Annotated in this window: 1 protein-coding gene (only partly in view); it reads left to right on the top strand. The window is 70.9% G+C overall.

Features of this window, described 5'->3' with window-relative positions; translation table 11 throughout:
• The first annotated feature begins 28 nt into the window (after positions 1 to 28).
• On the top strand, positions 29 to 15,566 hold the start of the coding sequence (locus tag BS75_RS04230) for an EndoU domain-containing protein (protein ID WP_034087234.1). The gene runs 25,253 nt beyond the window's last position; the window shows 15,538 of its 40,791 coding nt (coding positions 1-15,538); it begins with the start codon at positions 29 to 31; its stop codon lies beyond the right edge, outside the window.

Raw genomic sequence — 15,566 nt, 5'->3', positions numbered from 1 at the left:
CGACGCACGAGCACAAGAGGTCCCTGGCATGTCGATGATGATCCCCGAGGGTCTGGCCAAGCTCTTCTCGGCGCTGACCGGCATGCAGTGGCCGGAGGCGGACGAGGACGAGCTGCGCGTGGTCGGCGACGACTACACCCAGCTCGCCTCGGAGATCCCGCAGCTGGAGACGTACATCAACCAGATGATCGGCGTCATCAACGACCAGTTCGAGGGCGACGCCGCCACCGCGTTCCTCCAGACCGTGCAGCAGTTCGTCGGTCAGAGCGGCGGACCCGACTACCTGGGGCTCGCCGCCAAGGAGGCCACGGCGCTGGCGAGTTGCGCCTACGACACGGCCAACCAGGTCGAGTACACCAAGTGGATGACGATCGCCCAGCTGATCCAGCTGGCCTTCGAGATCGCCATGGCCATCTTCTGGTCGCCCTTCGACGGCGGGCTCTCGCTGGAGATGCTGCCCACCCTCTACGCGACGGTGCGGGCCGCCATCCAGAAGATCTTCGTCTGGCTGCTGAAGACCATCGCGCTGCACACCTTCATGGGCATCGCCGGCGGCGTGGCGATGGACGCGATCATCCAGGGGATCCAGATCGCCGAGGGCAACCGCCACGGCTGGGACTTCAGCAGCACCCTGTCGGCGATCGAGTTCGGCGCCATCAGCGGGGTGCTGTCCGGCCCGATGGACCTCTTCGGCAAGGGGCTCGGCCACGTCCTGGGCGGGGCGATCGGCCACGGCGCCGGGGACGCGCTCGCCGACGACCTCTCGCACGACGCGGGCGCGGCGGTCAAGGACGCCGAGAGCGGACTGAAGGACCTCGACCACGACCCGGACAACCCGGCCGACGACCTGGACCACCCGGGCGGGGACGAGGCGCCGGAACCGGTGAAGACCGAGAGCGGTCCGACCGAGGACGAGGCGCCGCCGGCCGACGAGGAAGCCCCGCCGGCGTACGAGGAGCCGTCCGAGGCTCCGGCCACGGAAGACGCCCCGGAGAAGGCTCCCGCCGAGGCCCCGAGCGAGGCCCCCGCCGAGGCCCCCGCCGAGGCCCCCGCCGAGGCCCCGGCCAAGGCGTCGGAGGCCGGACGCCCCTCCTGGCTGACCGACAAGGCTGCCTCGGACGCCTTCACCAAGGACATGGGCAAGCTGGTCGGCCGCTTCGAGCAGCACATCAAGTCCGGTCTCAAGGACTTCGGCGACGCCTTCTACGCCGATGCGTTCGAGAAGGGCATGGGCCAGACCTTCGAGACGCACCTGGGCGAGCTGCTCGGCAAGGAGACGGCGTCGAAGCTCGGCCAGGAGTTCGGCAGCACCATGGCGGCGAACTGGACCAAGGAGGAGGACCGCTCGCTGCTCAAGTCCTCACTGCGGGACGTGCTCCAGGACTCCGGCCTCAACGAGTCCGCGCTGAAGATGCTCACCGAGACCCTGCCGGACAGTGCGCTCACCATGGAGTCCAACCTGGCGTTCAAGCTGGGCGAGCTGGTCGGCGAGCAGCTCAAGGGCGGCGTGACCAATGCGCTGACCCAGGGCTTCTACAACCTCATCTTCGACCCGAGCCACGACTTCACCATGACCTGGGGGACCTTCGGCTCCGGCATCGGCATGGGGCTGCTCGGCGTGCTGGGTCACCATGCGGTCTCGCCGATCACCGAGAAGTACCGGGCGATGGTGCACAGCTACTTCGAGAACTCGGACTCCAGCGACAAGTACTTCGGCCCCACCCACCCGCTCACCCTGCTCTCGTTGGCCCTCAACCTGAGCGGCCACAGCGCGCCGTTCCCGGTGCCGAGGCCGACAACCCGCGCCGGGGACGAGCCCCCGAGCTACCAGGAGGCGCTCGCCGACCCGCCGCCCGCCTACCGCGAGACGGTCGGCGTGACGACGACCTCGGAGGAGCAGGCGCCGCCGGCGGTCCAGCCCCCGGCGTCCCGGGGGAGCAGCTACGACCCGACGGAGGAGGAACAGCAGGGGCCGGCCAACCAGTCCTCGAACGGGCAGAACCAGACGACGGCGCCGCCGCCGCAGGTGCCGACCCAGTCCTCCTTCGGGCAGCCGTCCCCGAACCACAACTCCGAGTCGGGGCAGGGGGACGGGGACGGGCAGCAGTCGGACCCGAACGTCGAGCCGGTGGCTCCGCCGACCCCGCGTCCGACGACCAGCTCCCAGGGGCCGGGCGCCGTCCATCCCCCGGAGAGCTCCGAGCAGCCGGTTCCGACCGAGCCGCCGCCCAGCTACGAGCAGGCGGTGGCGGCGGGTGCCACGCCCAACCCGCAGCACGCGGTGGAGCCGCCGGTGCAACACCCCGGCACCGTGTCCAGCAGCGACCCGCTGAACGTCGTCCCGCCCGCCCATACGCCGAACCGGCCGTCGCACGAGGAGCCGCAGCCGACGCTGCTGCCGCCGCTGACAACGCCGCACTCCGCGCCGAGGCCGGAGGGGCCGACCGAGGTCGGGCAGTCGCTCGCGGACTACGGCAGCGCGCAGCGCGGCCGCTGGTTCGACAGCCCGTCGATGGAGCCCGAGGCGCGGCAGCAGGTCGAGCAGGCGCTGGCGCACCTCCCGGTGCACGACGGGGTCTTCACCCTCGCGGTGCACACCTCGGACGACAGCGGACTGCCGGTTCACGACGGGGTGGAGCTGACGCCGGACGACTTCGTCCGGACCATGGTGGAGCTGCACGCGTCGGGGGAGTGGAACGGCTCGGACCAGCTGCAGTTCGTCGCCTGTGGCCTGGGCTCCGCGCTGCACGGCGACTATGTGCCGGAGGTCATGCGGCAGTTGTGGGAGAAGGGGCTCGGCACGACGGCGCTGGCGGCGGACGAGCCGGTGTGGTTCATGCCGAAGACCGGCGACGCCCCGGCCGGTGACGGCTCGGGGCACCTGGTGGTCGCGTCCAAGGTCGGCTTCACCAGCGACGGCCGGCCGGTGCTCACGGCCGACGGGCACTGGCTGGAGTACCGCCGCCCCACGGTGGCGGAGATGGAGGCGCGTGCCGAGGAGTCGCCGTGGGGCGGGGCCGCCGTCGATCCGCTCGCCGCCGTCGTCGTCCGGCACGGTGCGCATCGGTCGGCCGACGGCAGCTTCACGGACCGGCCCGAGGGCTTCGGCCACGCCGCTGCCGACGAGATCCGTGAGCCGCTTCCGGACGCGGTGAAGTTCGCCGACGGGCCGCAGCGGTTGATGCCGAGGGAATGGCGGGAGGAGGTGTCGAAGAGCGGTCTCTGCGTCCTCGATGCGCTCTACGCCGGCGACCGCGAGTGGTTCGACACCCTTGAGGGCTTCAGTCGCCCGGACCGCGAGTCGCTGGACCCGGCGCAACGGATCAAGGCCATGGTCGACGACTATCTGGACCGCACGCCGAGTTCGGATTGGCCTTCGACGGTCAAGGAACACATCCAGGGGAAAAAGCGGGAGGAGCTGGAAAAGCTCAGCGACGAGGACCTGATCGACCGGGTCGCGGAAGGTACGACATTCCCCGGTCAGTCGGCCGTTGACAATCGTAGGACGATCGCGGAAGCAGTGAGCGCGGGCTTCTTCGAGAAAACGGCCCTGCTCGACATAGCCGTGCGAACGGCGCCCATCACCGCTGACGACGTGACTGCGCTGCGCACCCAGGTGAAGGACTGGGAGAAGGAGTGGAAGCCTGAGACGGGGGACATGTTCTCGACACTCGCTGCGCACGCTCTGGGTGTCAGGCTGGACAAGTACCAGGACTTCCTGGACGACGCAGGACTCAATTACCTGGTCTCCATCGGCCCGGAGAACGGCCACCGGATTCCGGTCGAACGAGTCGGGGACCGCCACTACGACGCCATCGTCCGGACCGCCACCGAGAGCCACCAGGAGGAGACGGAACAGCCGCCGGAGGCGGAGTCGGAGCATGGCACGGACGCCTGGCTCGAACCGGGCCCGCTTCCCGCGCTCCGGAGCGCGCAGGTCGTCGATTTCCATGACGGCTACGCCGTCTACGGGTACGACGGGTCGAACAGGCCGATCTATGGATACGACGGGTCGAACACGCCGATCCTCGGGAACGACGGGCGGCCGGCCCACCTGGTCCGCTCGCTCGACGAGCGGACAGGCCTGCACGTCTACGGGGTCGATGAGCGGACGGGCGCGCCGATCTTCGGCTTCGATCGGCAGACAGGTGCGCCGATCTACGGAGTGGACGAGCGGACGGGTACGCCGATCTACGGGTTCGATCGGCAGTCGGGTGCGCCGGTCCACGGATTCGATCCGAACACGCGCCAACCGTTCGTGCTGAACTCCGCAGGGACGCGATGGGTGAGCATCGAGCCGGTGTCCGAGGACCGGACGGTGCTGTCCTACGATCCGGAGACGGGCGCCGCACTCTTCGGGTACGACCCGGTGTCCGGTCACCCGGTCCTGGGTTATGACGAGGACACCTCGGAGCCGGTGTTCGGCTATTCCCCGAAAACGGGCTTCCCGCTGGTTCCCGACCGCAACCCGAACCCGGGCCCCGACTCCACGGGGCTGGTTGCGGACGGGAGGGGGACGCCGGTGCTCGCTCGGGTGGAAGGTGAGTCGTTCGAGGAGTTGCCCCTGCCAGTGCGGATCGCTCTCGCCGACTACGAGCTGGCCGCATCGCGTCGGGCGCAGGACGGCGTTCCCGCCGTCCCCGGAGCCGTGACATTCCCCCGGGGCGCGGAGGCCGACAGGTACGCCGGCCGGGCGTGGAACGACCGGGTGGACAAGCTCCCCTTCGACCAGCGAAAGGCGCTGCACGACTACACGGGCGAGCTGGGCCTCAATTCGTCCTCCACGACCACGACGCACGAAAAGATCAACCTGATTCTCCGGGACCTCGCGAAGGCTGGTCCGGAGCTCGGTGTCGATTATTTCGAGCGGGTGTTGAAGCTCCATCAGTCCGACGACGGCACTGTGATCGACCGCGGCGTTCGTCGTGCCGAGACGGAAGATGAGCGGGCCGCCTTCGCGGCTGTGGACGCACTCGCCGGGCGGACGGGGCTCTCGTCGGTCGTGGTGCTGCGGGCGCTGCGCACGATCGATGCGATGGACCGGGCGATGGAGGGCCTCCGGACGCCGGAGGACATGGTCGTCGTACGCGGAGTACAGGCCAAGCGGATTGTCGCGGACGGGAACCTGGCGTCGGTTCTGGGGGAGACGCTCAAGGCACACGAGTTCACTTCCACGTCCGCTGCCGTCGAACCCATTGCCGACTACGGCCTGAGGGAAGTGGCGATGCATCTGCGGGTGCCGGCGGGCACTCCGGCGATCTGGGTGGAGCGGGTCTCCGCGTACAACGCCGACGAGAAGGAACTGCTGCTCGGTCGGGACAGGTATTTCACGGTCGACCGGCTGATCAGTCATGACGGGCAGACGCATCTTTATGCGAGGCTGGAGCCGAGCACCGCGCCGGTCGACGTCGCTCCACAGCCGGTTGGGGGGCGGGGTGAGCGGCTGGAACTCCCCGGAGGTTCGTCGATGCACTACATCGCGGACCGGACCCTTGACAAGGAACTGCAGTTCAAGCAGGCCGAGGCACTCATGCGGCTGCCGCACTCGGACGAGACGTTCCGGGTTGCGCTGAGCATCGACGACAAGGGTCTTCCCCGTTACGACGGGCAGGAGTTGACGACAGCCGATCTCTCCGAAACGTTGCTGGAGCTGTGGGACTCGGGTGAGTGGCCGAAAGGTCACGTGCTGGAGTTCATCGCCTGCGACCTCGGTCTGCAGGAGCCCTATGTGCTTGAGGTCATGTCGGTCCTCTGGGACCACGGCGTCGATGTGCAGGCGCGGGCGGCGGACGGTTCCGTGTGGGTCGCTCCGGTGTTCAAGGAGTACAGCCTGTCCGACCCGATGCGCTACAAGAACTTCAACCTGCCCGACCAGGTGCACGAGATGGTTCCCGACCTGCACTTCCCGGCGTACCCGCTGGTGGGGAAGAAGGTGGGCTGGAGCGAGGACGGTCGTCCGATGCTCAGCACCGGTGGGAGCTGGAAGGTCTTCAGTAAGCCGAAGGAGGGTGAGCAGCCGGAGGTCACCCGTCAGTCAGTCGTGCTTCCCAAGGGCTGGGTCCTCGACGAGCAACCGCGGGGTGCGGTGATCGGTCCGGTCCACTTCGGAGCGGGCGACTCCGTCACGCCCGCCGAGCGGCTCGCGGCGGCTCGGGTGGAGTTGGCGCGGTTGGAGGGGGCGGCGCCGGAGCTCCAGGCCTCTGTGGACAGAGCGGAGCAGTCGGTCGACGAGGCGGATGGGGCAGCGCTCATGCGTCAGTTCGATTCCGAGATGAACCGCCCGGAGGCCGACGGTACGGCGACTCCTGCGTCGCTGGCGGCGGACGCGGCGCACGCGGTTGCAGTTGAGCGGCAGTCAGCGGCGCAGCAGGAACTGGATCGTGCGCGCGATGCGCTTCGAGCCAATGCCGACGCCCGTCAGGCGCAGTCGCACACGATAGCCGAGCTGACTCACGACGGGGCGGAGACAGACGCGGAGGCAGGCGCGCAGACCGCGCAGGGGGTGACGGACGACGAGCCGCTCGCGGCGGTGTCCGAGGTGCAGCCGGTCACGGAGGTCACCGCCCCGGACGAAGCGGAGGCGCAGGTCGCCCCGCCGGTCACGGAGGTCACCACTCCGGGCCAAGCGGAGGCGCAGGCCGCCACGCCGGTCGCCGAGGTCACCACTCCGGACGAGGCGCAGACGCCGGTCGCCCAGGTGGAGCCGGTCACGTGGGACGTGGTCGCGCGCGCCGAGATCCTGAGGCCGGCGCCGTCGGGGGGTGGGTACAATGCTGCCCCCGCCTCACTGGGCATCAGGCGCTACGACGTCGAGCGGTACCGTCGGTCGGACAACGGCGAGATGCTCTCCCGGTTGGTGGTGAAGGTCCATCTGGTGGCAGACCCGGAGCCCGACCCGGTTCTGGCCGAGGCACGGGACCGACAGGTCGACGAGCTGGCGGAGCGGGCCCAGGACGGCGTGGACGCCTACTACAACAGTCGCGGCCTGCGCCTCCCCAACGGGGATGCGCTGGACGTGGAGCTGGAGTTCGTCAGCAGCCCCGACCTCGCTCACCACGTCGTCAGAGCGGACAACCCGACCGGGCGGGCACATGCCCTTGCGTGGTGCCTGGACTCCACGGAGCGGACGCTCGCGCACGAGGTCGGGCACCTGCTCGGGCTCCATGACGAGTACCGCAGCGGTCCGAGGCAGGGCCAGCGTTCGGTGTACACCGACGGTTCGCTGATGGGGCCCCCGAACACCGACAGGTGGGGCCGGCCGACCGTCGAGAGCCGGTTCAACAGCCCGGAGGCCGGCGAAACCACGCGTCGGGTCGCTCCTCGGTACATGCGTCGGCTGGGGGCCGATGTCGACGCGGCGCTCGGCACCGCGCGCCGCAGTTCCACGGGGGAGATCGTGTTCAGCGCCGGTGAGGGGGCCGAGCCCCCTGCCGACGGTCTGCCGATCCGTGCCAGTTTCGATCTGGACACCCGTGAGAGCGCGCTGTACGGAGTGACGGGGGCGGATCGGGACTCCGGCCGGCTGTGGCCCGGGCCGGGTTCCGACCGGCCGGTTCCGAGGCGTGTCGCCGGTTCGGAGAACAACAACGGCACCTTCCGGGTGGAAGCCGCCGATGTGCCCCTGCAGCCCCATGACCCCCTGGCCGGGGACGTGATGGCCGATCAGCGTCTGCGTTCGCCCGGGCCGATGATGTTCCCGGACCACTGGGATGCGGACGACGCCGTGTACGCGGCGGAGCAGGCGTACCTCCATGCCCTGCGGGAGGGGCGAGTTCTGCCGGTGCCGGGACAGGAGGGCCGTTACACCTGGTCCGGCGTGTACGGCGGCGTGCGGATCGAGGGCGAGCTGAGCCACGGCGAGTTCACCGGTTTCCGGCCCGCCGACAGGCAGCCGAGGCTGGTCGGCGACGTGGTGACCCCGTTCCCCAGGCCGCTGGAGATGTCCGCTTCGGTTGTCCACCAGTCGGTGGAGGACATGGTTCACTACGGCAACAGGCGGACCCGGACCGGCGTCTACCACCTGCCGGACCCGGAGTATTCGGGGCAGTTCTCCGGCCTCTGGCAGGTGCGTGGCATCACCCACGCCAACGGCACCTACGAGGCGGTCATCCGGTTCCTGGATCCCACGGTGCGTCCGGGCGACCCGTTGTCGCAGTTCCCGACCCGGTGGCGACCGCACGCCGAGGGCGAGCACACCATGTTCCCCGACGACTGGACTCCGGAGAATCTGCTGCTGCGCGTTCTGGACGCGCACACGTCGGCCGTGGACCTCCGACAGACGGGGGTTCACGGGGAGGAGACCTACCGGTGGTGGGGGGAGTCCCACGGCGTACCGATCGAGGGCGTGGCGCGGAACGACGACGGCCGAATAGTCAGCTTCCGTCCGGTCCAGGTCGGTGGCACGCACCCGGACGAGGACGGTGAGAGTGGCCTCGGCGCCGGGTCGTCGAACGCCCACGTTCCGTCCCCCGCCGGGCCGGACACCATCTCGCCGGATGCCGGTATCCCAGGTACGACGCAGTACCCCGAGGGCACCTTCGGCAGGTGGACGGCGGAGGAGATCGGGTATGCCGCGAGGATGGCGGTGGCGAACCCGGAATGGAGGGTGGAGGACCCGCGGCGTAGCGGCGGGTTCGTGGCGCTGGGCACCTTCGCGGGTCGACGGCTGCTGGTGATGGGCACGGGTGGCACCGTCGATGACGTGCACCCGGCGGCCGACGACTTCCTCCGGGGCCCGTCCGGGGGCAGGGCGACTACTGGGGGAGAACAGCAGCCGAGGAGGGTTGACGGGGAGAGCTCCGTCGCCGGGGCGTCCGTTGCCGGGGCGGGGTCCCGCGCCGGGCGGATCGGTGCGGCCGAAGCCGCGCTCACGCGGCTGGCGGGCGAGGAAGTGCTGCTCAGGGCGGCCGCCGAGCGCGAGCAGGAACGGGCGGACGTCCTCCAGATCCAATCCGGCTGGACGCGCGGGCTTGCCGACGACGCGGTCCAGGAACAGCACACACCCGAGCAGATCCGGGCCGCCGACGAGGCGCATCAGCGGGTCGCCGAGCAGCACGCGGCATCGCTGGCGGTGCTGGCTCACCTGGACGCCGCAGTCAGGACCAACGCTGAAGCCCGCGAGGAGCAGTCGCGCACCAGGGACGAGCTGATTGATCAGGTAGGGGCTCCAGACGACCAGAGGTCCGCGCAGCAGGTCACCGACGACGAGTCCGGCATCGAGCCGGCGGGTTTCCGGCCGGAGCCGGTGCACCCGGATCCCGTGACGGAGGACCGGCCCACCACCCCGGAACCGCTGACCGGCGACGACCACCTGGGGCGGATCGACGGGACGACGCCGGAGCCGGAAGCCCGGCCGCCGGCGGCAGAGTCGGTGACCGTGGACGAGCCGATGGACCGGGGATGGGTTCCGGGCGGGCAGATGCCCTCGATCCACCAGGTCCTGGCCGATGGCGGGACGAACGAGGACGGCCGGGAGTTCGAGTACGCAGCCGCCCTGTCCGAAGAGCCACCGAGCGCGCCGCACGGCTCGACGGCCGTTGACGAGGACCCGCTCTGGCCGCCGCTCTCGTCACCGGCGCTGCCTGCGGGAACGGCGTCTGACGACGAGTCGGAAACCGAAGTCGGTCCGGTTCCCGGGCACGGCTCGGGAGCAGCCTCCGAGACCGACGGCGCCGTCCTCGTCGAGGAGGCGATGGAGGTCGACCCGCCGGTCGTCGAGGTGCCGTTGCCCGGGTGGGAGCCGATCGCTCCGCCCGCTGAGGTCACGAGGCCGTCGCGGGAGTATGTGATCGAGAACCGGCATGCCCCGGCCGCGGCGCACACGCGGCAGTACGAGGCGCAGCGGTTCCGGTCGGCGGACGGCGACACGATGACCCGGCTGCTGGTACGGATCAGGCTGGACGGACCTCCGGAGCTCGACCCGGTCCGGGTCGGCCGGCTGAGGGAACTGGCCCAGCAGGGGATGGACGAGCACTACAACGACCGGGACCTGCGTCTTCCCAGCGGGGACCTGCTCAGGGTTCAGTTGGAGTTCGTCGACGGTCCGGGCCCGGCACACCACACCATCGCCCTGCGGGAGACGGAGCCCTCGCCGAACAGTGCGAACTGGGGCCTGGACACCCGGGGCATGACGGTCGCGCACGAGGTCGGACACCTGTTGGGGCTGCAGGACGAGTTCCGCCAGGGCCCGAGCTTCGGCCGGCGTTCGATATACCGCGACGGTTCGCTGATGGCCGGCTACTTCAACGACGGCCGGGGGCGGCCGGTCGTGGACGACGACAACCTGCCGGACGGCTTCGGTTCTCTCACGGCGCGTCGGATCGCCCCTCGTTCCATGCGCCGGATCGGGGCCGATGTCGACGCGGCGTTGGGAACCACGTCCCGTACCTCTTCCGCGGGCACGGTGTTCGCCTCCGGGGACAGCCTTGAGCCCCGCGCGGACGGTCTGCCGACGCGCCCCCACTTCGATCTGGACACCCGTCGCACGGCGCTGTACGGGGGGTCGGGTTCACGTCGGGACTCCGGCCGGCTGACGCCCGGGCTCGGTTCCCTCCGGCCGGTGCCGAGGCGCGCCGTCGGTGCGGAGAACGCCAACGGGACCTTCCTGGCCGAGGACCCGGAAGCGCCCGTGCGGCCCCACGACTCCGATGCCGGGGAACTGTCCGTCGATCAGCGGCTGCGGTCGCCGATGCGGATGATGTTCCCGGCCCACTGGGATGCCGACGATGCCGTGTACGCGGCGGAGCAGGCGTACCTCCATGCCCTGCGGACGGGGAACGTCCTGCCGGTGCCGGGGCTTGAGGGCCGGTACACCTGGTCCGGCGTGTACGGCGGCGTGCGGATCGAGGGCGAGCTGAGCCATGGTGAGTTCACCGGTTTCCGGCCCGCCGAGGACCAGGCCGGCCTGACCGCCCACGGTCGGCAGACGCCCGGTCCGACGGCGGTCGAGACGTCGTCCCCGGTCTTCGGCCAGCGGGCGGAGGACTTTGTCCGCTCGGGCAACAGGCGGACCCGAAGCGGTGCCTTCCATCTGCAGGACCCGATTCGTGCTGCTCGGCACACCGGCGTCTGGGAGGAGCGCCTCGGTACCAACCCCAACGGCACGTACCAGGCGGTGGTCCGCTTTCTGGATCACACGGTGCATCCGGACAACCCGCTGGCGCAGTTCCCGACCAGGTGGCATCAGCACGCCGAGGCCGAGCGCACCATGTTCCCCGCCGACTGGACCCCGCAGCAGTTGCTCGACCACGTTGAGAACGCGCACCGCTCGGCCGACCGGATCCAGCCGTACCTCGGGCAGGAGAACGCCTATGTGTGGCATGGGACGAGCGGGGGCGTGCCGATCATCGGCCTGGTGCACAACGGTCGGCATGTCGAGTACCGCCCGGTACAGATCCAGTCCGCCAAGCGGCCACGCCCGGATGACGACGCCGGTTCCAGCGACCAGCCCACTGACAAGCGCCCCCGCATCGAGGGCGAGGACCCCCGCGGTTCCGGGTCCGGTGCTGGGTCCGGGGCCGGTGCCGGTGCCGGTGCGGATGCCGGTGCGGCTCCGAGGCGCACTCCCGGCCAGAGCCCGTTGGCCCCGACCGGGCCTCGGCGCGAAACCCGCCCACTGGCGGCCGATTTCCCGCGCACGCAGCATGCGGACGACACCTTCGGCCGGTGGACCCCGCAGGAGATCGCCATCGCCGCGAGGGAGGCGGTGGCCCGCCGCGACGGCGGATGGGTGGAACCCTCCGGCAGGACCCAGGTGCTGGGCACCTTCGCGGGCATGCGGCTGCGCGTGACGGTCGAGGCGAACCGGATCGTCGATGTCAACCCGCACGTGGAGAACCACGCGGCCCCTGTCCACCAGGAAGACGCGCCTCCGCACACCAGTCCGGCCCTTCGGTCTGCGTCGGAGGGCGGTCGCGGCCACGGGTCGGGGGAGCCGCTCGGCGGTTTCGGCGGTGCGGGGCGCGGTCGGTACTTCGATGACGGGAACCCGGATCCTGCGGCCCGTGAGCTGATGCGGGAGGCGTTGGCGCGGTTCCCCCGCCAGGACGGCAGCTACGTCCTGGCGATGCACACCTCGTCCGAGACCGGTCGGCCGGTGTTCGAGGGCCGTGAGCTCGGTCCGGACGATATGGCCGGGCTGCTGCGCGAGTTGCGTGACTCGGGTGAGTGGAACGGGTCCGACCCGTTGCAGTTCGTCGCCTGCGGTCTCGGTTCGGAGCTGAGCGGCGGCTATGTGGCGGAGGTGATGCACGAGCTGTGGTCCGAGGGGGTCACGTCCTCGGCGTTCGTCGCCGACCAGCCGGTGTGGTTCGTTCCGGACGGGCGTGACGCGGGGGCCGAGGGGCGGTTGGTGGTCGCCGCGAAGGTCGGGTTCAGCGGTGACGGTCGGCCGGTGCTCACGGCCGGCGGGCACTGGCTGGAGTTCCGCCGTCCCACGGCGGAGGAGGTCGAGGCGCGCCTGGCGGAGGCGGCGGCCGGGACCGACAGCCCGGCGGGGGCGCACGGTGCCGGTGATCCGTTTGCCGCTGTGGTGGTCCGGCACGGCGCGTACCGGTCGGACGACGGTAGCTTCAAGGACCGGCCCGACGGCTTCGACCACGCCGGAGCGGACGAGATCCGCAGCCCGCTGCCGGGCGCGGTGAGCTTCGCGGCACCGCAGTTCGTGGACAAGAGCTGGGTGGATGAGGTGAATGGCGACGGATACTGCATCCTCAACGCGATCCACAGGAGCGCCCCGGAGCTGGTCCGAGCCCGCCTCGGTTCCCGTGGCTCGGAGCTGAACGAACGAAGGCCCGGGCCGCAGTTGGTCAGGGTGGTCCTGGACTATCTCGACAACCGGTCGACAGCGGAACTGCCGGGTGAGATCCAGCAGTTCATCCGCATCGACCGGGACCCCGCTCCGGAGCTCGAAGTGCTGACCAATGAGCAGCTGACCAGGCTGATCGAGGAAGCAGGCTCCCCTCCCGGCTGGAGCGAGACCGAGCCCCGTATCCCCTTGAGCCAGTACAGCAGGCAGCGGCTGCTCGATCGGGCGTTCGAGGTCAGGCCCATCACCGCCGAGGAAGGCGCCCGTTTCCGTGCGCTGGTGGAGCACTGGGAGGACACGTGGATGCTTGACGGAGGCGATCGCCTTCCGTTGCTTGCCGCCCATGCTCTGGGCATCCGCCTGGAAATCTACCGGGACTACGGGGACCGTCGCGGGCTGGCACGGCAGACTCCGGTCGGTCCGGAGGGCGGCCACGAGGTCCTGGTCTTCCACAACGGGACCAACGGCAGAGCCAACCACTACGACGGCATCGTCCGACCCCGCACAGAGAACCTGGACGAGGCGCGGGAGCGTACTCGGCGGGAGGAGATCCAGCGTCAGGAGCGCGAGGCGCAGGAGGCGCAGGCGCGAGCCCAGCGCGAGGCGCAGGCGCGCGTCGAGCGCGAGGCGCAGGCGCGCGCCCAGCAGGAGCGGGCCGAGCGTGAGGCGCGGGAGCGCGAGGAGCAGGAGCGCGTCGAGCAGGAACGTGCCCAGGGTGAGGAGCAGCGGCGCGTCGAGCAGCAGCGCGCCCAGCGTGAGGCGCAGGAACGCGCCCAGCGCGAGGCACAGCAGCGCGTCGAGCGTGAGACGCAGGAACGCGTCGAGCGGGAGAGGCAGGAGGCACAGGACGACTCGGAACTCGTTCCCGAGCCGCCGGCTGCCACTGCCGTGATCGCCGAGCAGCTCCGCGCGGCACGGGCGGAGCTCGCGCGGCTGGAGGGCGCGGCACAGCTGCACCGGACGCCCGTCGAGCGGGCGGAGGAGACCTTGCGGCTGGCGGAGAGCACCTCCGCGCCGGCCGAGGTGCTGGCCCGGATGCGGGCCACGGTCGATCGCCTGCGGACCGAGGCCATGGCCGACGCCGAAGCCGATCACGGGCAGTCGGAGGGGACAGCGGGACCGCGGACCGCGGCCGATCAGCAGCTGGAGCAGCAGCGGACCGTGGTCCACGAGCTGGAAGAACGGCAGCGGATCGCCGCCGAGGAACAGGCGGAGCAGCAGCGGCAGCAGCGGATCGCGGCCGCAGAGCAGACGAGGCAGCAGCGGAGCACGGCCGCCGAGCAGGCGAAGCAGCAGCGGAGCACGGCCGCCGAGCAGGTCGAGCAGCAGGAGCGGCAGCGGATCGCGGCAGAGGACGAGGCGGTCCGCGCGGCGCAGCAGTCGCGTGAGACGGACCGGCAGCAGGAAATCCAGGCCGGGGCCGCGCGGGACCAGGCCGTGCTGGACCGCGACACGGTGTCGCGCGAAGCCGACGCGGCCGAGGCGGAGCGGCTCAGGGCTGAGGCCGAGGCGCGGGAGGCCCGTGCCCAGGAGCTGAAGTCACGTCAGCGGGCGACCGAGCTGCGCGAGGAGGCGGAGGACCGGGCCCACCACGCGGCCGCCACGCGGAGGAGGGCCGAGGAGACGAGGCGCGATGCCGACCGGCTCCAGGCCAGGGCGGCGGCGTGGTCGACGGCGGTTGAGAACGACCGGCGCGCGGTGGAGAAGGCCACGGCGGAGTTGCCGGACGAAGAGGCCAGGAGGCTGCGGGCGCAGCAGGCACGCGTCGGGTCGGTCGACCGGCGCAACGGTGAGGCGGAACGCCGTACCGAGGAGGCGGAGCGGCAGCAGGCCGAGGCCGATGAGCTCAAGGCGCGGGTCGACGAGCTGAGGCAGGAGGCCGACCGGCTCGACGCGGCGGCGCAGGGGTTCGCGGACGAGGCCGCGGCGGCCGAGACCGCGGCCGCCGAAGCAGCGAGCCGGCACGCCGAGCTGAGCCTCGCGCTGGAGCAGCACAACTCCCGGGTGACGGCTGCCCAGGCTGCGGTGGACGCCGCCGGTGCCCGGAGGCAGGAGGCCGAAAAGCTGGAGCGGCGTCAGCAGGCACGGCGCGACGCCCAGTTGCCTCCCGGGACGAAGGCGCGTACCGATGCCGCCTTCGCGCCGGTGAAGCCGCTGGAGCCCAAGGACCGGCTGTATCCGCCGACGGAGGTCGTCAGCCACGGGCTGCTCCGGGGGACCGACCTGGTGTTGGACCTGCGCGAGGACGAGGGCGCTCTCACCAAGCGGATCACCGACTTCATCAAGGAGGCCCTCGGCGAGGAGATGGCGTCCACCACCACCCTCGTCCAGGACTTCCTGGGCGCCGACGTGCTGCGCCCGCTCATCGCCGGCCTCTCCCGGGGCGAGTACTGGGAGATGCCGATCGACGACAAGACCCTGACCGGAGCCATCGGGCTGAGCGCGCGGGTCGAGGGGCTCACCCATGTCAGCACCGAGGCCAAGGTGGAGCAGGAGCACGGCTCCGAGCAGAGCGGCGAGTTCGGCTCCCGCGCCGGGAGCCGCTGGCGGCTCAACTACGGGCTCAGCGCCGTCATCAAGAGCAAGCTGGGTTCCCTCACCGCGAGTCTGGGCCTGGCCCACGACTGGCAGAACGAGGTGCTCGGGCGCGACACCGACCAGGTGCTGGCCCGGGCCAAGACCAGCCTGCCGACCGCGCTGTTCGCCGGGACGGTCACCTTGAAGCTGGACCTGAGCCAGCTCCGCTACCGGGTCAGCGCGT

The sequence above is a fragment of the Streptacidiphilus albus JL83 genome (assembly GCF_000744705.1).
GTDB classification, from domain to species: domain Bacteria; phylum Actinomycetota; class Actinomycetes; order Streptomycetales; family Streptomycetaceae; genus Streptacidiphilus; species Streptacidiphilus albus.
Note: the sequence above shows the minus strand (reverse complement) of the source record. Positions and strands in the feature narration are given on the sequence as shown.